Source organism: Zobellella iuensis (assembly GCF_016746085.1).
GTDB lineage: Bacteria > Pseudomonadota > Gammaproteobacteria > Enterobacterales > Aeromonadaceae > Oceanimonas > Oceanimonas iuensis.
In genome coordinates this window covers 40511-60725 of record NZ_JAERTZ010000030.1, presented here as the reverse complement: position 1 = coordinate 60725, position 20215 = coordinate 40511, and the positions used below count along the sequence as shown (strand labels likewise).

The 20215-nt window shown below is 64.4% G+C and carries 18 protein-coding genes; 7 read left to right on the top strand and 11 right to left on the bottom strand.

Going from position 1 to position 20215, the window contains the following annotated elements; genetic code table 11:
• Positions 1-15: 15 nt before the first annotated feature.
• The gene (locus tag JKV55_RS17315; RefSeq protein ID WP_202088121.1) at positions 16-1188 is read left to right on the top strand and encodes a BaiN/RdsA family NAD(P)/FAD-dependent oxidoreductase; all 1173 of its coding nucleotides are present in this window, start codon (positions 16-18) and stop codon (positions 1186-1188) included.
• A gap of 35 nt (positions 1189-1223) precedes the next feature.
• Here the strand turns inward: JKV55_RS17315 and JKV55_RS17310 are convergent, their stop codons facing one another.
• Entirely contained in the window at positions 1224-2147 is a 924-nt protein-coding gene (locus JKV55_RS17310) for a LysR substrate-binding domain-containing protein (RefSeq protein WP_202088120.1), read from the bottom strand.
• 275 nt (positions 2148-2422) lie between these two features.
• Here JKV55_RS17310 and betC point away from each other — a divergent pair, with 275 nt between their 5' ends.
• The 3 genes from betC to betT are packed head-to-tail and all read left to right on the top strand — an operon-like array spanning position 2423 to position 7620.
• Positions 2423-3955, top strand: coding sequence for a choline-sulfatase (gene betC / locus JKV55_RS17305; RefSeq protein WP_202088119.1), 1533 nt, complete (start codon positions 2423-2425; stop codon positions 3953-3955).
• The gene (locus JKV55_RS17300; protein ID WP_202088118.1) at positions 3952-5589 is read left to right on the top strand and encodes a SulP family inorganic anion transporter; all 1638 of its coding nucleotides are present in this window, start codon (positions 3952-3954) and stop codon (positions 5587-5589) included. Before betC ends, JKV55_RS17300 begins: the two co-directional genes overlap by 4 nt.
• A gap of 12 nt (positions 5590-5601) precedes the next feature.
• On the top strand, positions 5602-7620 hold the full coding sequence (gene betT, locus JKV55_RS17295) for a choline BCCT transporter BetT (protein ID WP_202088117.1): 2019 nt from the start codon (positions 5602-5604) through the stop codon (positions 7618-7620).
• A gap of 206 nt (positions 7621-7826) precedes the next feature.
• On the opposite strand, the gene JKV55_RS17290 is transcribed toward betT, so the two are convergent.
• Complete coding sequence (locus JKV55_RS17290; RefSeq protein WP_202088116.1) at positions 7827-8705, bottom strand: aldo/keto reductase; 879 nt, start codon at positions 8703-8705, stop codon at positions 7827-7829.
• A gap of 157 nt (positions 8706-8862) precedes the next feature.
• Between JKV55_RS17290 and JKV55_RS17285 the strand changes: the two genes are divergently transcribed.
• Positions 8863-9201 (top strand): hypothetical protein, encoded by a 339-nt coding sequence (locus tag JKV55_RS17285; RefSeq protein ID WP_202088115.1) that lies wholly within the window; start codon positions 8863-8865, stop codon positions 9199-9201.
• Here the strand turns inward: JKV55_RS17285 and murQ are convergent.
• The 3 genes from murQ to JKV55_RS17270 are packed head-to-tail and all read right to left on the bottom strand — an operon-like array spanning position 9198 to position 11408.
• Positions 9198-10112, bottom strand: a complete 915-nt coding sequence (gene murQ / locus JKV55_RS17280) for an N-acetylmuramic acid 6-phosphate etherase (protein WP_237332972.1) — start codon at positions 10110-10112, stop codon at positions 9198-9200. The two genes, JKV55_RS17285 and murQ, sit on opposite strands and share 4 nt — an antisense overlap.
• Before the next feature lie 16 nt (positions 10113-10128).
• On the bottom strand, positions 10129-11223 hold the full coding sequence (locus JKV55_RS17275) for an anhydro-N-acetylmuramic acid kinase (RefSeq protein WP_202088159.1): 1095 nt from the start codon (positions 11221-11223) through the stop codon (positions 10129-10131).
• Positions 11223-11408 (bottom strand): hypothetical protein, encoded by a 186-nt coding sequence (locus JKV55_RS17270; RefSeq protein WP_202088114.1) that lies wholly within the window; start codon positions 11406-11408, stop codon positions 11223-11225. Before JKV55_RS17270 ends, JKV55_RS17275 begins: the two co-directional genes overlap by 1 nt.
• A 102-nt stretch (positions 11409-11510) precedes the next feature.
• Here JKV55_RS17270 and JKV55_RS17265 point away from each other — a divergent pair, with 102 nt between their 5' ends.
• Positions 11511-11957 carry an EVE domain-containing protein gene (locus JKV55_RS17265; RefSeq protein ID WP_202088113.1) on the top strand — a complete coding sequence of 149 codons (447 nt, stop codon included), beginning with the start codon at positions 11511-11513 and terminating at the stop codon, positions 11955-11957.
• A 1-nt stretch (position 11958) separates the two neighbouring features.
• Here JKV55_RS17265 and JKV55_RS17260 read toward each other — a convergent pair whose 3' ends face one another.
• From JKV55_RS17260 to JKV55_RS17235, 6 genes are all read right to left on the bottom strand, one after another.
• Positions 11959-12753: a Cof-type HAD-IIB family hydrolase gene (locus JKV55_RS17260; RefSeq protein ID WP_202088112.1), complete on the bottom strand. Its 795-nt coding sequence runs from the start codon at positions 12751-12753 to the stop codon at positions 11959-11961.
• A 34-nt stretch (positions 12754-12787) separates the two neighbouring features.
• Entirely contained in the window at positions 12788-13828 is a 1041-nt protein-coding gene (locus JKV55_RS17255; protein ID WP_202088111.1) for an alpha/beta fold hydrolase, read from the bottom strand.
• 97 nt (positions 13829-13925) lie between these two features.
• Positions 13926-16043, bottom strand: a complete 2118-nt coding sequence (spoT, locus tag JKV55_RS17250; RefSeq protein WP_202088110.1) for a bifunctional GTP diphosphokinase/guanosine-3',5'-bis pyrophosphate 3'-pyrophosphohydrolase — start codon at positions 16041-16043, stop codon at positions 13926-13928.
• A gap of 105 nt (positions 16044-16148) precedes the next feature.
• Entirely contained in the window at positions 16149-16424 is a 276-nt protein-coding gene (rpoZ, locus tag JKV55_RS17245) for a DNA-directed RNA polymerase subunit omega (protein ID WP_202088109.1), read from the bottom strand.
• Between the two features lie 49 nt (positions 16425-16473).
• Complete coding sequence (gene gmk, locus JKV55_RS17240) at positions 16474-17103, bottom strand: guanylate kinase (protein ID WP_202088108.1); 630 nt, start codon at positions 17101-17103, stop codon at positions 16474-16476.
• 288 nt (positions 17104-17391) lie between these two features.
• Positions 17392-18183: a glycosyltransferase family 32 protein gene (locus JKV55_RS17235; RefSeq protein WP_202088107.1), complete on the bottom strand. Its 792-nt coding sequence runs from the start codon at positions 18181-18183 to the stop codon at positions 17392-17394.
• Positions 18184-18682: 499 nt separating this feature from the next.
• Between JKV55_RS17235 and JKV55_RS17230 the strand changes: the two genes are divergently transcribed.
• A complete protein-coding gene (locus JKV55_RS17230; protein ID WP_202088106.1) occupies positions 18683-20215 on the top strand; it encodes a BcsE family c-di-GMP-binding protein in 1533 nt (510 codons plus the stop codon).

The following is a 20215-nucleotide window of genomic DNA, read 5'->3' as shown; positions in this document are numbered from 1 at the left end:
CGAGAGGGGAAGCCCATGCAGGCCTGGGATGTGATTGTGATCGGCGCCGGCGCCGCCGGCCTGATGTGTGCCGCCGAGGCGGGCAAGCGGGGGCGGCGGGTGCTGGTGCTGGATCACGGCAAGCGCATCGGCCGCAAGATACTGATGTCCGGCGGTGGCCGTTGCAACTTCACCAACTACCAGGTGGAGCCCAAGGCGTTTCTCTGCGCCAACCCCCATTTCGTCAAGTCGGCCCTGGCCCGCTATACCCAGTGGGACTTTATCGCCCTGGTGGACAAGCACCGTATCGCCTTCCACGAAAAGACCCTGGGCCAGCTGTTCTGCGACGATTCGGCACAGAACATCGTCGATATGCTGGTGAAAGAGTGCGAACAGGCCGGCGTCAGCATTCGCCTGCGGGCCGAGATCATGGAAGTGGACCGGCTGGGCGAGGGCTTTATGGTAGCTACCCACGGCGAGGCTTACAGCTGCCATTCCCTGGTGGTGGCCACCGGCGGCCTGTCCATGCCCAAGATCGGCGCCTCCCCCTTCGGCTACCGGCTGGCGGAGCAGTTCGGCTTGCGGGTGCTGCCCACCCGGGCCGGCCTGGTGCCCTTTACTCTGCAGCCGGAAGACAAGGCAAGCCTGGAGCCCCTGGCCGGGGTGAGCCTGCCGGTGGTGGCCGAGAGCGAGGATGGCACCCGTTTCGCCGAAAATCTGCTGTTCACCCACAGGGGGCTGTCCGGCCCGGCGGTGCTGCAGATCTCCTCCTACTGGCAACCCGGCGAGCGGGTGTGCTTCGAGCTGCTGCCCGCCGGCCGGCTGGCCGAGGGAGTGGCGGACAGCCCCAACCAGGAACTGAAGACCTGGCTCGGCCGCCAGCTGCCCAAACGGCTGGTGGAGGCGCTGCTGACGCGGGAAGGGCTGGTGAACAAGCCGCTCAAGCAATACACCCCGAGGGAGCTGGCGGCGATAGAGGAGAGGCTGACGGCCTGGTCGCTGAAGCCCGGCGGCACCGAGGGTTACCGCACCGCCGAGGTGACCCTGGGCGGGGTGGACACCCACGAACTCTCCTCCAAGACCATGATGGCCACCAAGGTGCCGAACCTCTATTTCGTGGGCGAGGTGATGGACGTCACCGGCTGGCTGGGCGGTTACAACTTCCAGTGGGCCTGGAGCTCCGGCTGGTGCGCCGGCCAGGTGGTGTGACGGCGCTGGCGGCCAATCGCCTTGACGGCTGGTGTTCAGGCAGGCGGCGACGCTTTTGCCTCGGCGGAGCAGGACAGTATCCACTCCAGTAGTACGCGCTTGGCCTCGCCGGTCACCTCGGGCCGGACGTCGATCAGGCCGTAGCCCCGCCGCGTCCGCAGGCTCAGTGACTCCAGCCCGACCAGCATGCCGCCCTCGAGCAGGTGGTCGGCCAGGCCCTTCCAGCCCATGCCGACCCCTTGCCCGGCGATGGCCGCCTGGATCAGCAGGGTGTAGTTGTTGAACGTCAGTTCGGGGGTGCCGAGGTAGCCGGTGCCGCCCCGCAGCCGGAAATACTCGACCCAGTCCAGCCAGCGTTGCCCCTGGGTATCCAGCGCCAGCAGGGGGGTCTCAGTGAGCCGCGCGAGATCGTCCAGGGGGCCGTGTTGTTGCAGGAAGCCGGGGCTGCAGACCGGAAAGACCTCTTCGGGAAACAATAGCGGGACCGACGCCAGGGCCCGCTCGTCGCAAAACACGATGGCGACATCCACCTCCCTGTCCTGCCAGTCGGGCGGCCCCTGGCTGGTCATGATGCGCACATCGATATGGGGATATTGCCGGCGGAACGACGGCAGCCTGGGCATCAGCCAGTACGCCGCGAACGAGAAGTCGGTCAGGATATTGACCCTGGGATGCTGGTTCTGGTGCAGCAGCGCCGTCAGGGTCCGCTCTATGGTGGCGAACCCGTCCTGAACGCTGAGAAACAGGGCCTGTCCCGCCTCGGTCAGCCGGACGCCGCGATAAATGCGCTCGAACAGTGGCTGGCCCAGCTGTTCTTCCAGGGTGCGGATATGCTGGCTGACGGCCGACTGGGTCGAGCGCAGCTCCCGTGCCGCCAGGGTAAAGCTCAAATGACGGGCCGCCGTCTCGAAGACGCGCAAACTGTTGGGCGAGACCGCCCGGCCCAGCAAGGTCACCATCCTGATCGCTCCATGAATAGGCACGCAGAGGGTCAGCGGCGGACAGGCCCGGCTTAGGCATTAACCCGGCTAATGGCCTTCTGGTGACTTTCGAGTGTATAAGCAGTAATAGCAGCTTGTTACCCAATGAGCGACCCTGTCTTACCCCGGTGCGACATTAGCACTGCTAATGACAGGCATAAAAAATCAACGAGTTTACAGACCCCGGAAGCAGGAGGGAGACTGACGGCAGGACCCGACACCTATCGTCGTAACTATCCCGGGAGGATCCCTGCGTGACCGCCAAGCAACCCAATATCCTGTTTCTGATGGCCGACCAGATGACGGCTTCGGCCCTGCCCATTTACGGCCACCCGCTGGTCAAGACGCCGCACCTGTCGCGTCTGGCGGCCGAGGGGGTGGTCTTCGATTCGGCCTACTGCAACAGCCCGCTGTGTGCGCCGTCGCGCTTTACCCTGATGTCCGGCCAACTGCCGTCGCGTATCGGCGGCTACGACAACGCCGCCGATTTTGCGGCCGATACCCCGACCTTCGCCCACTACCTGCGCGATGCCGGCTACACCACCGCCCTCTCCGGCAAGATGCATTTCTGCGGACCGGATCAGTTGCATGGTTTCGAGGAGCGCCTGACCACCGATATCTACCCGGCGGATTACGGCTGGGTGGTCGATTGGGAAGACTTCGAGACCCGCCCGAGCTACTACCACAACATGTCCTCGGTCACCCAGGCCGGCCCCTGCGTGCGCTCCAACCAGCTCGACTTCGATGACGAGGTCACATTTCGCGCCAGGCGCTTTCTCTACGATTACGTACGCAACGGCGAGCGGCGGCCTTTTTGCCTGACGGTGTCGCTGACCCACCCGCACGATCCCTATACCATCCCGCAGCAGTACTGGGACCGTTACTCCCACGACGACATCGACATGCCCCGGGTGCCTTATTCACGGGCGCTGTCGGATCCCCATTCCGAGCGGCTGCGCCATGTTTACCAGCTCAATGAGGAAACCCTCGGTGACGAGCAGATCCGCAACGCCCGCCATGCCTACTACGGCGCCATCAGCTACGTGGACGATCGCATCGGCGAGGTACTGGCCACGCTGAAGGAATGCGGCCTGGAGGAGGATACCATCATCGTCTTCTCCGGCGACCACGGCGACATGCTCGGCGAGCGCGGCCTCTGGTACAAGATGAGCTGGTTCGAGGACTCGGCCCGGGTGCCGATGCTGGTCCACGCTCCCGGTCGTTTCGCCCCTCGGCGCGTTGCCGAGTCGGTGTCGACCATGGATCTGCTGCCCACCTTTGTCGAACTCGCCCGCGACGGTGTCGCGCCGGAATACGCCGCTCCCATCGACGGTCGCAGCCTGCTGCCGCACCTGACCGGCAACGGCGGCCACGACGAGGTGATCGGGGAATACCTCGGCGAAGGCGCCATCGCTCCCTTGCTGATGATCCGCCGTGGACGCTACAAGTTTGTCCACACCGCGCCGGATCCCGACCAGTTGTTCGACCTCGCGGCCGATCCGCTGGAGCTCAACAACCTGGCCGCGGATCCCGCCCACCAGGGATTGTGCCAGGAGTTCCGCAATGAAATGGCAAGCCGTTGGGACTATGGGCGGCTGTATCATGATGTGATCGCCAGCCAGCGGCGCCGCAAGCTGGTCGCTCGCTCTCTGATGAAGGGCAAGGTTACGGCCTGGGATCACCAGCCGGTGTTCGATGCCAGCATCCAGTACATGCGCAACATCATCGATCTGGACGATCTGGAACGACGTGCGCGCTTCCCTGTTGTGTCTTCCGACCGGCCATGATGACCTCGCCGACCCACACCCGCCGGGCACCGACCAGGCTGCAGCGCTGGTTGCCGTTTCTCGGCTGGCTGCCGCAGCAGACCTCGCGCTCGCTGCGCGGTGATGCCATCGCCGGCCTGACCGGTGCGGTGCTGGTCGTGCCCCAGGGGGTGGCCTATGCCTTGCTGGCCGGGCTGCCGCCCCAGTACGGCCTCTACACCGCCATGGTCCCGGCCGTGTTGGCCGCCCTGTTCGGTTCATCGCGGCAGATGATCAGCGGGCCGACGGCGGCGCTGTCGATCGCCCTGTTCGCCACCTTGCAGCCCTTTGCCGAGGCGGGCAGCGGTGACTTCATCATCCTGGCGCTGACGCTGACCTTTCTCGCCGGGCTCTTCCAGCTGCTGCTGGGCCTGGCGCGGCTGGGGGCGCTGGTCAATCTCGTCTCGCATTCGGTGGTGATGGGCTTCACCGCCGGTGCCGCCCTGATCATCGCCATCAGCCAGCTTCCCCATGCGTTGGGGCTGGTGTTCGAGGAGCGCGTCGGTGTTCTCGAGCTCTGGCCGCGACTGGGCGACGTTCGGTTCGACGCCGTGCTTATCGCCGGCTTCACGATCGCGGCCTGCCTGGCATTCCAGCGCTGGCTGCCGCGCTGGCCGGGCATGCTGCTGGTACTGGTGGCCGCCTCGCTGCTGGCCGTCGGGCTGGATCCACAGCACGCCGTGATCCCGCGTATCGCCGCGGTACCGGCGGGGCTGCCGCCGCTCTCGATGCCGGATTTTTCACCCGATTCGCTACGGTCGCTGGTCCCCGGCGCCATCGCCCTGGGGTTGCTGGGACTGGTCGAGGCCACGGCGATAGCGCGGGCTTTCGCCCTGCGTGCGGGCGAGCGGCTGAACAGTAATCAGGAGTTTATCGGGCAGGGGTTGTCCAACATAGGTGGCGCCTTTTTTTCCGGTTATGTCTCCTCGGGGTCGTTCACCCGTTCTGGGCTCAATGCCAGCGCCGGGGCCGGCTCGCCATTGGCGGCGGTGCTGTCCGCGCTGTTCCTGGTGCCCATCATGCTGCTGGCCGCACCCTTGCTGCATCATGTGCCGATGCCGGCCATGGCCGGCATGTTGCTGCTGGTGGCCGCAAGGCTGGTCGACCGCAAGGGGATCCGCGAAGCGTTGTTCACCAGCCGTTCGGAAACGGCGGTGTTGCATATCACCTTCTTCAGCACCCTGTTGTTGGCGCTGGAGTTTGCCATTTACTTCGGCGTGCTGGCCTCGTTGGTACTCTACCTGCGTCGTACCACCCGGCCGCCGGTGGTGGAATGCATGCTTTCAGCCGCCCCCCTGGAAATTCAGCAGGCCCTGGAGGAGCCAAGCTGTAATGTCGTCCGGATCGACGGTTCGCTGTTTTTCGGCGCCTGTGACTCGGTTGCCCAACGACTCGAGCGTTGCGACCAACCGAATCTGGTGATCCTGGCGGCGGGCATCAACTTTATCGACTTGAGCGGTATCCATCTGCTCCGGCACCAGGCCAGACGTTGCCATGGCCGGGGTGGGAAACTGTACTTGGTTTGGACCAAACCCGGCGTCATGGCCCGTTTACAACGAGCCCACCTGGTCGATGGCGATGATTGCCATGGCAGGCCAGTGACGATAGGAATCTGAGAGGGATTTCCCATGCTATACAAAACAGTTGTACATGAGCAGAGTAACTGCCTGAACCGGAGCGTTTTTCACGGTTCGGTGGCCGGTATTCTGGTCTTTCTGATCTATGCGATCGCCTTCACCGATCACGCCACGGCCTTTTTCAATGCCGGGCTGGACTGGATAGGTAACACCTTCGGTTGGTACTACATGCTGGCGGTTGCCGCCTATCTGGTGTTCGTGGTGATGATCGGCGTTTCGCGCTTCGGCAAGATCCGCCTCGGCCCCGATGACTCGCGACCGGAGTTTTCGTTGCTGTCATGGTCGGCCATGCTGTTCGCCGCCGGACTCGGCGGCGCCATCCTGTTCTTCGTGATTTCCGAGCCGCTGACCCACTACCTGAATCCGCCGCTCGGCGAGGGAGGAAGCCCCGAGGCCCAGCGCCGGGCCATAGTGCAGACCTTTATGCACTGGGGCATATCGGGATGGGGGCTCTACGTGCTGATGGGCATGGCCCTGGCCTATTTCAGTTATCGCCATCAATTGCCGCTGGCGATTCGCTCGACCCTCTATCCGTTGCTGGGCAAGCGCATCTATGGTCCCATCGGCGATGCCGTGGACATCACCGCCGTGCTGGCCACGGTGTTCGGCATCGCCACCGCGCTCGGCATCGGCGTGATGCAGATGAACTATGGCCTGACCTACCTGTTCGGCATACCGGAAGGGCTGCCCGCCCAGATCATGCTGATCGTGCTGGTGGTGACCCTGGCAACCCTGTCGGTGGTCAGCGGCGTCGGGCGGGGCATTCGCCGGCTGTCGGAGCTCAACCTGCTGCTGGTCGCCGGCCTGGTACTGTTCGTGTTGATCCAGGGCGATACCCTCAAGCTGCTCAATGCCCTGGTGATGAATACCGGCGACTACATGACCGCCCTGGTCGGCAAGAGCTTCGATACCTATGCCTACACGCCCGAGGCCCAGGGCTGGTTCAGCGGCTGGACGGTGTTCTTCTGGGGCTGGTGGATAGCCTGGGCGCCCTTCGTCGGCCTGTTCCTGGCGCGCATCTCCCGCGGTCGCACCATCCGTGAATTCGTCGCCGGTGCCCTGTTTATTCCGCTGATTTTCGTGATGGTGATGATGTCCGTATTCGGCAACAGCGGTATCGACATGGTCGAGCAGGGGCTGGTCGAGTTGGGGGAGCAGGCCCTGAACAGGCCGCCGGCCACCATCTACACCTTCCTCGAGCAACTGCCCTGGGTCGGCCTTACCGCCAGCCTGGTGCTGCTGTTGAGCATCGTCTTCTTCGTCACTTCGGCCGACTCCGGCGCCCTGGTGCTGTCCAACTTCACCTATGTGTTGCGCGACGTGAACCACGACGCGCCCGCCCGGCTGCGAATATTCTGGGCGGCGCTCATCGGCCTTATTACCCTTGCCCTGCTGCTCGCCGGCGGACTGCGTACCCTGCAGAGCGCAGTGGTGATCACCGCCTTGCCGTTTTCGGTGGTGATCTTCCTGACCATGTTCGCCATGTATCGTTCGCTGAAACTCGAAGCCGGCAAGGCCGAAGCCCGCCAGCAGGTGGTCGCCAGCGACTGGCGCGAGCGGCTGGATCGAACCCTGGATGGCCTGACCCTGAGCGGGGCGGAAGCCACGCTGCGCCACGCCATTCGACCGGCCCTGGTCGAACTGGCTGAAGAGCTGACGAGTCGCGGCCATCCGGCCCACATTATCGAACAGGAGGTAAAGGATTCCTCACTGCGTTGCCCGGTCTTGCAGGTTGACTTCGAGGGGGCGCCCAGCTTTGTCTACGGTATCCGCCCGCGGCGTGTGCCGCCGCCGAGTTTCCTGCCCGCGGATGACGACTATTACCTGCGGCTCGACGTGTTCCTGACCGAAAACGGGGCAGGGCAGAACCTCAACGGTTACACCCGGCTGCAGGTGGTGCATGACGTGCTGAACGAATACCAGCACTATCTGCAGACATTCGTCGAGCGAAGCCGGAAGGCCGGCGCTGCCCCTTACCAGGGACCCCTGAGAGGCGGGAGCACCGCCTGAACGGGTGGCTTGCCGGGTATAGGCTGAGCCGGGTCAGTGTGGACTCATGTTTACCGGGCAAGGACACCCGAAGTCGGGCCGTGGCTCTTCATCAATAATAATGACGATGCCTTCCCGGGTAGTGCGCTAGCGGGGGAGGAATCGTTGTTATGTGGGGCCGTCGCCAGGCCGGGCTCACACCGTCACGGGATGGCCCGGTCGCCGTATTAAACGATATCCAGCGGCTCCTTGTGCCGGGGCGGCGGAAAGGCGGCGTCCAGCCGGGCCAGGACCTCGTCGCCCAGCCGCAGGTGCAGGGCCCCGGCGTTCTGTTGCACATGCTCGGGCTGCACCGCCTTGGGGATGGCGATGACGTCGCGGCGGCCGTTCACCGGGCGGATGGCCCAGGCCAGCAGCAGTTGGGCCGGGGTGGCGCCGAGCTCGGCGGCCAGGGCCTGCAGCTCCGGGTGGCCGAGCAGTTCCCGGCGCAGCCGGCCGCCCTGGGCCAGGGGGCAGTAGGCCATGGTCGGCAGCCCCTGCTGGCGCTGCCAGGGCAGCAGCGAATGCTCTATGCCCCGGGAGCCCAGGTGGTAGAGCACCTGGTTGACCGCGCAGCGCTCGCCGCTGGGCAGGGACGCCAGTTCCCGCATCTCATCCAGATCGAAGTTGGACACCCCGAAGCGCCGGATCTTGCCCTGCGCTTGCAGCCGCGCGAAGGCCTCCAGGGTTTCGTCGAGGGGCACGCTGCCCGGCCAGTGCAGCAGGTAGAGATCCAGGTGGTCGGTGCCCAGGCGTTTTAGGCTGCGCTCGCAGGCCTGGATCGCGCTCTGCCGGCCGGCGTTCCAGGGGTAGACCTTGGACACCAGGAAGGCCTGCTCCCGGCGGCCCTTCAGCGCCTGGCCCACCACTTCCTCGGCACCGCCGTCGGCATACATCTCGGCGGTGTCGATAAGGGTCAGCCCCAGCTCCAGCCCCTGCTGCAGGGCCCGGACCTCGTCCTGCCGCGGGGCCAGGCCTTCGCCCATATACCAGGTGCCCTGGCCGATGGCGGGCAGCTCTATGGCCGGCTGGCCGGCCATGGCCCTGAGTGTGACGGTGGCGTCCATCTGTACCTCTCAATTTTTGGAAATGGATTCCGCATTATGGTGGCGCAGCCGGCGCCGCTTTGCAACGGGCGGGCGGCCTTGCTTTTGCTCGTGCTTTGCGTTTGACTGGCTCTTGGCAGATCGGAACTAAAATAAAGACAGGGCACAGGAGCAGCGTATGACCACTTCACCCACCGACGGCCAGGACGAAGTCGCCCTGGTCCGGCGGCATCTCAAGCTCGACCATATGAACCAGTTGCAGATAGAGCAGCTGGCGGAGGTGTTCGGCGCCGAGCCGGGGGTGGTCAAGGTGGTGGTACGCAAGCACTGGCTGGATATCGACTACGACGCCGCCGTGTTGACCCTGGATCGGGTGATCGCCCTGCTGGAAGCCTACGGCGGCGAGCTGTCCCACGACTGGTGGACGGCGTTCAAGGCCCACTGGTACCGCCGCCGGGAAGAAAAGCTGCGCGCCCGCCTGGCCCAGGACGACGACGAGTCCTCCGGTGGGCCCTAACCCTCCAGCGCCCGGCGCAGCACGCCCTGGCCCCGTTGCAGCCGGGCCCGTGCCTCGGCCTTGCCCAGCCCCGACAGCAGCATCAGTATCGCCAGCTTGACCTCCCGGTCGGCGTGCTCCAGCGCCCGGGCGGCGGTGGCCTCGTCCGTGCCGGTGGCCTGCATCACGATGCGGATGGCCCTGGCCTCGAGCTTCTTGTTGCTGGCGTTCACATCCACCATCAGGTTCTGGTACACCTTGCCCAGGCGGATCATGCTGGCGGTGCTCAGCATATTGAGCACCAGTTTCTGGGCGGTGCCGGACTTGAGCCGGGTGGAGCCGGTGATCACCTCGGGCCCTACCTCGGGCTCGATGGCGATGGCCGCCTCCCGGCCGATGGCCGACCCCGGATTGCACGCCAGCGCCACGGTGCCGGCGCCCAGGGCACGGGCGTAGCGCAGGCCGCCGAGCACATAGGGGGTGCGGCCGCTGGCGGCGATGCCCACCAGCACGTCCTTGTCGGAGAGATCGATGTCCCGCAGATCCTGCTCGCCCCGGGCGGCGTCGTCTTCCGCCCCCTCCTGGGCGCGGAACATGGCCGCCTCGCCGCCGGCGATAAGCCCCACCACCATGCCCGCCGGCACGCTGAAGGTGGGCGGGCATTCGGACGCATCCAGCACCCCCAGCCGGCCGCTGGTGCCGGCGCCCAGGTAGACCAGGCGCCCGCCCCGGCGCAGCGCCGCGACGATGAGGTCCACGGCGGCGGCGATCTCGGGCAGCACCCGGGCCACTGCCTCCGGCACCCGTTGGTCCTGGGCGTTGATGGTGGTGACGATATCGAGGGTGCTTTTGAGATCGATATCCAGGGTGTCCGGGTTGCGGCCTTCCGAGGCCAGCCGGGCCAGGTCATTGAGCAGGTCGTGGTGGTGCATGGGGATACCTTCGGGTTCAGCCGGGCGGGTGGATGGCGCCCAGTATGGCGGGGCGGCGGGCGCCGGTCACCGCCGGCAGGTTGCCGGCCAGGCCGTGCAGGGTCTGGTGGGCCAGCCAGGCGAAGGCCATGGCCTCCATGGCGTCCATGTCCACCCCGGCGGCGTTGGTGGTGTCCACCCGCCAGCCGGGCAGCAGGGCGGCGAGGCGTTCCAGCAGCAGGGGATTGTGGCCGCCGCCGCCGCACACCAGCAGTTCGCCCGCCGGCCACTGTTGCGCCTCGCGGGCGATGGCGGTGGCGGTGAACTCGGCCAGGGTGGCCTGCACGTCGGCCACCGCCTCGTCGCCGGTGAGCTGCCGGTCCAGCCAGTGTTCGTTGAACAGCTCCCGCCCGGTGCTCTTGGGCGCGGGCAGGGCCAGCCAGGGCTCGGCCATCAAGCGCGACAACAGCGCGGGCAGCACCCGGCCGCGGCGGGCCAGGGCGGCGTCCCGGTCGAAGGGCGCGCCGGTGTGGCGCCGGCACCAGAGATCCAGCAGCATGTTGCCGGGGCCGACATCGTAGCCCAGCACCGGCGCCTCGGGCGCCAGCACCGTGATATTGGCGATGCCGCCGATGTTCACCACCAGCCGCGCCCGGTCGGTACCGCCCAGCACCTGCCGGTGGAAGGCGGGCACCAGGGGCGCGCCCTGGCCGCCCAGGGCCATGTCCTTGCGGCGGAAATCGTTGATGGTGGTGATGCCGGTTTCGGCCGCCAGCCGGTTGCCGTCGCCCAGTTGCAGGGAGAAGGGCAGGGGGCCGCCGGGCTGGTGCCAGACGGTCTGGCCGTGGCAGCCGATGGCGCTGATGTCGGCGGCCTGCCGGCCGGATGCCGCCAGCAGTTGCAGTACCACATCGGCATAGGCCCGGCCCAGTTCGGCATCGAGCCGGCCCCATTCCAGGGCGGTGACGGCGCCGCCGCCGGCCAGGGCCAGCAGCCGGCCGCGCAGCCCGGGCTCGAAGGGGGCCGTGGTGCGTTCAAGCAGGCGGACTCGTTCGCCGTCGGTCTCGACCAGCACGGCGTCGATGCCGTCCAGGCTGGTGCCGGACATGATGCCGATGTAGCGTTCCATGATCACCAGCTCCCGGGCACTTCCAGCACCGGGCTGACCGGCACGCTGATCACGCCGTTTTCAAAGGGTTGCGGCTCGGGCTCGGCTTCCACCACCGGGGTGGGCTCGGGGGCGGGCGGCGGGGGCGGCGGGGTGCCGCCACAGGCGGTAAGGGCCAGCGCCAGGCCGAGCCACAGCGGTTTGTACATTGCGTATTTCTCCGTGAAGGGTCACTATTTTCAACCCACAAGGTTGCCATAGCGCGGCAAGGGCCGCCAGCATGCGGCACAAATAAATGACGAGGGAGCACCATGGCCTACTGGCTGTTCAAGACCGAGCCCGACACCTTTTCCATCGACGATCTGGCCCGGGCCAATACCATCTGGGAAGGGGTGCGCAACTACCAGGCGCGCAACTTCCTGCGTGACCAGGTACAGGAAGGTGACGAAGTGTTTATCTACCATTCCAGCTGCAAGCAGGTGGGCATCGCCGGCATCGGCCGGGTGGTGCGGGCCGGCTTTCCCGATCCCTTCGCCTTCGATCCCGACAGTGGCTATTTCGACGCCAAATCCAATCCGGACCAGCCCAGCTGGTATGCGGTGGAGCTGGCCTTCGAGCGGCGCCTGCCGTTGCTGCCGCTGGCGGCGCTGAAGGCCAACCCGGCCCTGGCCGGGATGCCGCTGGTGCAGAAGGGCAGCCGGCTGTCGGTGATGCCGGTCACCCCGGCGCAGTGGCGGGCGATACTGGCGATGGCCTGAGTCAGAGCCCGAACAGCCCGGCCAGGTAACGGGCCACGCCGTCTTCGTCGGCGCTCAGGGCGCGTTCGTGGCGGGGCAGGGCGTCCTGCAGCCGGGAGTGGGCGTTGGCCATGACCACGCCGCGGCCCACGCCGGACAGCATCTCGTAGTCGTTCATGCCGTCGCCGAAGGCGATCACCCGCTGCAGGGGCACGCCCTTGAGGCCCATCAGCGAAGCCACCGCCGAGCCCTTGTTGACCTCGCCGTGCATCACCTCCAGGCACTGGGGCAGGGAAAAGGTGATGTTGAGCCGGTCGCCGAAGTGGTCCAGCAGCAGTTCTTCCATTTTCAGCAACTGCTGGTGATCGCCGGCGTAGAACACCTTTTCCACCCCCTGCTTGGCGGTGGCGCGCAGATCGGTGAGCCGGTAGCGGAAGTCGCTGTCGGGGCTGAAGTCGAGCATGCCCGGCATTTCTTCCTCCACCAGCCAGTGCTCGCCCCGGTACACGTTGAGGTGCACCCCGGGCAGGCGGAAGCGGCCGACCAGATCCTCCACCATCTCGGCGGGAATGGTCTGGTTGTAGATAAGCTTGTCGTCCGGGTTGTGCACCATGGCGCCGTTGCTGGTGATCAGGCTGACGTTCAGCCCCAGCTTGTCGCGGATGGAGCGCACGTCCACGTAATGGCGGCCGGTGGCGACGATGAATTCGATATCCCGGGCCACCAACTGGTGCAGCACCTCCCGGGTGTAGTCGGAAACCTGGTGATGGCTGTTGAGCAGGGTACCGTCGAGATCCGACACTATCACGTTGTACATAGACTGTCCTGTGGGCTGAGAACGGGCTATCCGTTCAGGAATGTTGTTCGAAGAACGACAGTGCAGCTTCCAGTGCTTGCCGGCGCAGCGGGTCCTGCTCGATAAAGAGCTCGTGGGCCGCGCCCTCGATCACCAGGGGATTGTCGTCCCGGCAGGATCCCTGGGCCTGGCAGAAGGCCCGCTGCGCTTCGTTGTCGACCACCACGTCGGCGCCGGCCTGCAGGACCAGCAGCGGTGTGGTGATGCGGTCGGCCTTGGCAATGGCGTCGTCTCCCGCCATCAGTCCCTGCCGCAGCCATTGCAGGCTGGCCCCGCCCAGCTGCAGGGCCGGTTGTTGCCGGTACAGCTCGCGGAACAGCCGGTAACGGGTTTCGCTGTGGGTCAGATCGTTGTCGGCGAAGGCCACCTCCATGTAATCCCCCTGGCCCGGCGCATAGCAGACCGTCTTGCCCAGCCAGCGGCAGCCGGTGTCCAGCACCGCCACCAGGGCGTCGGCCAGCCAGCGCGGCATGGGGCCGAGGAAGATGCCCATCATGGGGGAGGAGAGCACCGCCGCCTCCAGCTTCACCCGGGTTTCCGCCAGCCAGAGGGCGGAGACGGTGCCGCCCATGGAATGGGCCAGCAGATAGAGGTGCTGCGGCTGCTCCGGCAGCACCTGTTGCTGCACGAACTGCTCCAGATCCTGCACATAGTCGTTGAAATCGCCCACGTAGCCCATCAGGGGATCGGTCAGCAGTCGCGGCGCCAGGCCCTGGCCCCGGTGATCGTAGAGATAGACGTTGTAGCCGTTGCCGAACAGATCCCGCGCCAGCTCCTGGTATTTGAGGTAGGCCTCGGTGCGGCCGTTGACCAGGATCACCGCCTTGCCGTGCTCCCCCTTCACCAGCTTGGCGTAGGGCAGGCGCAGGCCGTCGCCGGTGTTGAAGTGGCCTTCGACCGCGTGTGTACGCCAGAAGGCTTGCAGGCCATCCAGGCCCAGCCGGTTCAGCTCGGCTTCGGTGGTCAGGTTTGGCGTGGCGGCGGTGGCGACATTCATAAACAGGCAGATCCCGAGCAAGAGCAGGCGAGCGGGCATACAGGCTCCGAGGCGGTACATGGATGGTGACAGGTGCACCGCAGTGTACCGCCAAAACCCGGGAGATAAAATGTCGTTATTTGATCAAGCCGCCACCCTAGTTGCGCTGGCGATAGACCTTGAGCACGTTGGGGGTCACCCGGATTTTGCGCATGATGTTGGCCAGGTGGATACGGCTCTTGGTGGTGATCAGCAGTTCCACCACATAGACCCGGCCGTCCTTTTCTTCGGTGCTGATGCTGTGGATATTGGCACCGGTGGCGGCGATCACATTGGCCAGTTCGGCCAGGGCCCCCTGGTGGTTGATGATCTCGATGCCGATCTCGGTCTTGAATTCGAAGTCGAAGTCCTGCTCCAGATCCCACTGCACCGGCAGGTACTTGTCCGGCTCCTTGCTGTAGCCGCGGATGTTTTTGCACGACTCCAGGTGCACCACCAGGCCCTTGCCCGGGCTGATGTGGGCGACGATGGGATCGCCGGGAATGGGGCGACAGCAGTTGGCGAAGTTGAGCAGCATGTCGTCGGCGCCGCGGATCGGCATCTTCTTCGCCGCCCTGTTGCGCTCGGCGGGGATCTCGTCCAGCTTGCCCAGCAGCCGGCGCGCCACCACCACGCTCATGGCGTTGCCCAGGCCGATGTCGGCCAGCAGGTTGTTGAGGGAGCCGTGCTTGGTGTCCTTCAGTACCTGGGCGACGCGCTCGGCCGGAATGTCTTCCAGGTTCTTGGCGCCCAGGGCGTGGTTGAGCAGCCGCTTGCCCAGCAGCACCGATTCTTCGGTGCGCAGGTTCTTGAGGAACTGCCGAATTTTGGTGCGGGCGCGGGAAGTGACCACGAAGTTGAGCCAGGCCGCGTTGGGGCGGGCGCTGGGGGCGGTGATGATCTCCACCGTCTGGCCCGAATGCAGCGGCTGGCTGAGCGGAAAGGGCTGGCGGTCTACCCGGGCGCCCACGCAGGCGTGGCCGATATCGGTGTGCACTGCGTAGGCGAAGTCGACCGGGGTGGCGCCGGAGGGCAGCTCCAGGATGCGCCCTTCCGGGGTGAACACGTAGATTTCATCGGGGAAGAGGTCGGTCTTGACCCCTTCGATAAACTCGAAGGAGGAGCCGGCGCTTTGCTGCAGCTCCAGCAGGCTCTGCATCCAGCGCTGGGCCCGTACCTGGGCGGTGGTACCGGAGCTTTCGCCGTCCTGCTTGTAGGCCCAGTGGGCCGCCACCCCCTTGTCGGCCATCTGATCCATGTATTCGGTGCGGATCTGCACTTCCACCGGCACCCCGTGCGGCCCCACCAGGGAGGTGTGCAGCGACTGGTAGCCGTTGGTCTTGGGAATGGCGATGTAGTCCTTGAAGCGGCCGGGACGCGGCTTGTACAGGGTGTGCATCTGGCCCAGTACCCGATAACAGGTGTCGATGTCCTTCACGATCACGCGAAAGGCGTAGATGTCCATCACCTCATGGAACTGCAGCTCCTTCTTCACCATCTTCTTGTAGATGGAGAACAGGTTTTTCTCCCGGCCCCGGACCCAGGCCTCGATGCGGGCGTCGTCCAGGCGGCCGCTGATTTCTTCCAGGATGGACTGGATGATCTCACGCCGGTTGCCCCGGGCCCGGCGCACCGACTCGCGCAATACCCGGGTGCGCATGGGGTAGAGGGCTTCCAGGCCCAGCTCTTCCAGCTCGTTCTTGATGCTGTGAATGCCGAGGCGGTTGGCGATGGGGGCGTAGATTTCCAGGGTTTCCCGGGCGATGCGGCGGCGCTTGTCGGGGCGCAGGGCGCCCAGGGTGCGCATGTTGTGGGTACGGTCGGCCAGCTTGATCAGGATGACCCTGATGTCCTGGGTCATGGCCAGCACCATCTTGCGGAAGTTTTCGGTCTGGGCTTCCTTGCGATCCCGGAACTTGAGCTTGTCGAGCTTGGACACCCCTTCCACCAGGTCGGCAACCGGCTTGCCGAACTGCCGTTCGAGCAGCTCCTTGGTGACCGGGGTGTCTTCGATCACGTCGTGCAGCAGGGCGGCCATCAGGGTTTCGTGATCCAGATGCATCTCGCCGAGAATGCGGGCCACCGCCACCGGATGGGTGATGTAGGGTTCGCCGCTGGAACGGGTCTGGCCCTGGTGGGCATCTCGGGCCACCACATAGGCGGCTTTCAGCTGCTCTACCTGCTCGGCCGGCAGATAGCTGGTGGCAAGCTCCTTGAGTGATTCAAACAGATACAATCTATCTATACCCCGACAGTCAACGCCGTTTACACAGTTCAGAGGTGAGGCCCGCTCAGGCCGGGAACGGGCCCGCCGGCGCGGGCCTGAGGGCAAGGCCGATGCTTAGCTGCGGCCTTCGGCGATGGCGGCCACGGCGGCCAGCTCGGCGGCTTCCAGTTCCTGTTGTTCCTGGCGGTCCTGCACGTCCATTACCGCATGGTTGACCAGGCCTTCCTCGATTTCACGCAGGGCCACCACCGTGGGTTTGTCGTTTTCTGCATCGACCAGCGGCTCTTTGCCCTGGGTGGCCAGTTGGCGGGCGCGACGGGCGGCGACCAGAACCAGATCAAAGCGGTTGCCTACCTGCTCAACAGCATCTTCAACAGTAACGCGTGCCATAATGGACTCCAATGATTAAAAAAGGTGCAAAATTCTAATGGATCTTAGCTTATTCCGCCAGTAGCCGGGAAAGCAAGTCCCGGTAACGGACCGCCTGCTTGCCGGTGTTGGCGCGCTCGGCCTCGATAATGGCGCTGAGCTGGTTCAACGCGTGCTCGAAGGTGTCGTTGACCAGCAGGTAATCGTATTCGCTGTAATGGGACATTTCCGACACCGCCTTCTCCATGCGGCCCCTGATCACTTCGGCGCTGTCCTGCTGGCGGGCGTTGAGCCGGCGCTCCAGTTCTTCCCGACTGGGCGGCAGAATAAAGATGGACTTGGCGCTGGGTGACTGTTCCCGGATCTGGCGGGCGCCCTGCCAGTCGATGTCCAGCAGGATGTCGATGCCCTGGGCCAGCTGGGCGTCGATCCACTCGCGGGAAGTGCCGTAGTAGTTGCCGAACACCTCGGCCCATTCGTAGAAGGCGCCCCTGTCGATCAGGGCCTTGAACTGGGCCTTGTCCACGAAGTGGTAGTGCACACCGTCTTCCTCGCCGGGGCGCATGGGTCTGGTGGTGTGGGAGACCGATACCTGCAGCCGGCCGTCGGCACTGGGGCGTTCGAGCAGGGCCTTGATCAGGCTGGATTTGCCCGCGCCGCTGGGGGAGGAAATGATAAACAAGGTACCGATGTGCGCCATAGTGTCTGCCCGTTCGAGGTTGTCTGCCAGCGCCGAGCATGGCGGCTGGAATCAGGGGCGGCAAAGCTTACCAGAAGCCGGCGCATAAAAAAATGGCCGTTGTAAACACAACGGCCAGTCAAAAGTAACTATAGCTTGCTGCGGAAGTGCCCTCCACGCAGATTTCATTATGAGCAGGTGGCCGCTTCGGCTCTATCAGTTTTTACTTGCCGGAAACATCGTAAAAACCGAGTGATTATGCACGGTAAGCTGCACCAATACGGTGCATTTACAGCGAGCCGCAGCTGCTTATTGCTCGTCCGCATCTTCCGAGCGGACCACGCTCACCTTGTGCTGCTCCTTGGTCCACTTGCCCTGGGGCTTGTCGATGTACTGGAAATATTCGTTGGTAAAGCTGCCCTGGTTGCAGGTGTGGCGGTAGAAGGTGGTGGGCACCTGCCGGTGGTCCAGCACCTGGTTGAATACCCCGGGTCCGGTCAGGTCGTAGACCCCTGCTATGGTGTTTTCCCGGATATTTTTCAGCACCTGGGCGATCAGCCTGTCCAGGTTGGGATTGCCCGGCCGGCTGGCGATAAAGTAGTTGGTGAGCTCGTTGTCCTGGCGAATGATATAGAGCTCCTCGTGCTCAGGCCCGATGATAAAGCCGAGTGGCCAGACCGCGTGGGCGTCGATATCCAGGTAGACGCCACCGTGTTGCTGCAGCACCAGCAGCCGCCAGAAGTCCGCCTGGGCCGCCCCTATCTGCAGCCGGGAATAGCTGCGGAAGATTTCTTCCGGGTAATTGGCCCTGATAAAGTCGGCCCGCGCTTGGGTGATCATAAAGCGGTACTCGAAGGTGGGCGAAATCAGCCGGTTGAACAGGTAGTTGAGGTAGACCGGCAGGGTCACCCTGTTGGTGAAGTTGGTCTGCCAGATGATGCGCGGTATCGGCCTGTCCCTGCCTTGCAGCAGGGCACCGGAGCGTTCCGGCAGGGTAAAGCGCATTGTGGGGAAGAGGGCATGAAAGCCGTAGCACAGCATCTTGGTGATGTTGGCGAACAGCTTGATCAGGCGGCTGGTCAGCAGGATATGGGCTTTCACTAAGACTCCTTCAGGGGATCGGGGATGGTGCCGACTCCATAGTAGCATGGCTTTATTACCGGACCGACTCCGGTGATGGGAAACGGAGCGCGCCGTATGCGGCCCAGCCGGCCAAGCCGGGTTGAATGGTCGACAGCTTGGGCACCGGCCTGCGTAGCGGAACCGAGGGCGGTTATCGAAAGGCTTCTGCCGATATATCAGGGAGTTGGCCGATACTGATTATCATTTATCAAGGCGACTAGACTCATTTGATTGTTTTGGTTGGATGTTCTTTTTTTTGTTATTTTTCACCGTTCATTGACTTTTATTATTGGAGTTGTTGATATTTTATCCCGGCCATATGCCGTTTGTTCACTCGTATTTATTGCGGCGCAAAAAAGAGCGGTTAGCACAAAATGCGAAGAAAGCACGGATTAAATTGTATCGGCCGCCAAACGTCACTTTCTCACTAATTCTACTAGACTAGTTTTACACAAGGTCGATAGGGATTTCGACTTGAATGAACAATATAACTTTGGCAATCCGCCACTTGCCGCGCGAGCTCCGTCTGCTCAGCCAGGATGGCCTGTACTGGCTGGCGGTTGAACATAGCGTCGACGCCGAGATCCTGGCCAGGCAGTGCTTGGAAGCGCTGCCGGCCGTCCAACCCTGCACCCTGATCTGTGCCGATATGCCGGTAGAGGGGCTGTTGGCGCCACTGGCCTCGCATGCGGGTCCGGCGCAACTGCAGCTGTTTGAGCTGGAAGCGGGCCAGATCACCCTGGCACTGCGGCACTTTGTCTCCGAGCTCAAACGGCTGGCCGGCGCGCACGACGGGGTTATCCTGTTCATGCTTCCCGCCGCGTCCTGGGGGGCGTTCGATACCGAAGCGGTGATGCGCTGGGCCACGGAGCTCAACGACTGGTTGGGCAAACACCGCAGCAAGCTGCTCTTGGTCTGCCATGGCCCAGGCTGGGAGGAGCAGCCCGCGGCGCTGCCGGCGATGGCCCAACGGGTCCGTGGCCTGAGCCGTCTCTACCGCCAGGGCGATGATGTTTTCTTTCATCTCTACCATCTGCACAATGCGCTGGGCATGCACCTTGCCCAATGCCATAAGCTCGAACTCCGGCAGACGACTTTTGAAGCGTGCGATGCTTCCCTGCTCGTGTCCGAACTCGTCCAGGTCGAGGACAAGGAGCGCTACCTGCTCCTGCGCACCGCCCTGGAGGGATTGCCGCAGTTGTCCCCTAACTGGGTGATATTCGATACCCCGGCTGCGCTATGGTCGGCGGCGGCCGACGCCAGGGCGGCCACGCTGGTATTGGCCATTGATGACAACCGGCAGATCGAGGCGTTGGCACAACAGCTCCATGCCGCGCGTTCCCGCGGCGGCAAGGCCCTGAAAATCGCGGTTCGTGAACTGAGTGCCTGTTTGCGCCATAACGAGCGGCAGCTGCTGCTGGCCTGCGGTGCCAATATGATTATCCCCAGCCGGACGCCCGCGGAACACTTCCTGATTTTGCTCGACGGCTTACAAGGGCAGCTCTGGTTCAGGACGAGTGGTATCGATATTGAAAGCCTGGTACGGCGTCTGCGAACCCCCAGGGTTCGAGGCCTGCTCAGCCCCCGGGAGTTCTTGCACCAGGTCGACGAGCTATACCAGGCCAGGGTGACGGAAATCTGCCACCAGCTGCTCGAGCTGCCCATCCGGCGCATGCTGACCGTGGAACAGTGTCTGGGGCAACTGAGCCTGAGCCGTTTTGGGGACGTGGCCTGTATCCTGGATGGCCATCTCTACCTGTTCCTGTTTACCTGTCGGAACGACGGGCTGGACGCGGCGCTGGCGCACATCTGCCGGCTGCCCTGGCAGGACTTGTTCAGCGATCGCCGGTCGCTGGAGAGCCCCGATGCCCTGCCCAGGGCGGCCCTGGCGCAGGCCACGGCAGTTCCCGTGTTGGATGACGAGAACGACGCGGATGAATCCGCACCCTTTGGGTACAGTCCGGTAACGGAGTTCGCTCCCAGGCGCGTCACCCTCAAAAGAGCGATATAA

Coding starts and splice junctions, on each gene's coding strand:
- JKV55_RS17285 (WP_202088115.1), top strand. CDS start 8,863: ATGACCACTTCACCCACCGACGGCCAGGACGAAGTCGCCCTGGTCCGG.
- JKV55_RS17260 (WP_202088112.1), bottom strand. CDS start 12,753: ATGTACAACGTGATAGTGTCGGATCTCGACGGTACCCTGCTCAACAGC.
- JKV55_RS17270 (WP_202088114.1), bottom strand. CDS start 11,408: ATGTACAAACCGCTGTGGCTCGGCCTGGCGCTGGCCCTTACCGCCTGT.
- JKV55_RS17290 (WP_202088116.1), bottom strand. CDS start 8,705: ATGGACGCCACCGTCACACTCAGGGCCATGGCCGGCCAGCCGGCCATA.
- JKV55_RS17255 (WP_202088111.1), bottom strand. CDS start 13,828: ATGCCCGCTCGCCTGCTCTTGCTCGGGATCTGCCTGTTTATGAATGTC.
- gmk (WP_202088108.1), bottom strand. CDS start 17,103: ATGGCGCACATCGGTACCTTGTTTATCATTTCCTCCCCCAGCGGCGCG.
- JKV55_RS17310 (WP_202088120.1), bottom strand. CDS start 2,147: ATGGTGACCTTGCTGGGCCGGGCGGTCTCGCCCAACAGTTTGCGCGTC.
- betT (WP_202088117.1), top strand. CDS start 5,602: ATGCTATACAAAACAGTTGTACATGAGCAGAGTAACTGCCTGAACCGG.
- JKV55_RS17230 (WP_202088106.1), top strand. CDS start 18,683: ATGAACAATATAACTTTGGCAATCCGCCACTTGCCGCGCGAGCTCCGT.
- murQ (WP_237332972.1), bottom strand. CDS start 10,112: ATGCACCACCACGACCTGCTCAATGACCTGGCCCGGCTGGCCTCGGAA.
- JKV55_RS17300 (WP_202088118.1), top strand. CDS start 3,952: ATGATGACCTCGCCGACCCACACCCGCCGGGCACCGACCAGGCTGCAG.
- JKV55_RS17265 (WP_202088113.1), top strand. CDS start 11,511: ATGGCCTACTGGCTGTTCAAGACCGAGCCCGACACCTTTTCCATCGAC.
- rpoZ (WP_202088109.1), bottom strand. CDS start 16,424: ATGGCACGCGTTACTGTTGAAGATGCTGTTGAGCAGGTAGGCAACCGC.
- JKV55_RS17315 (WP_202088121.1), top strand. CDS start 16: ATGCAGGCCTGGGATGTGATTGTGATCGGCGCCGGCGCCGCCGGCCTG.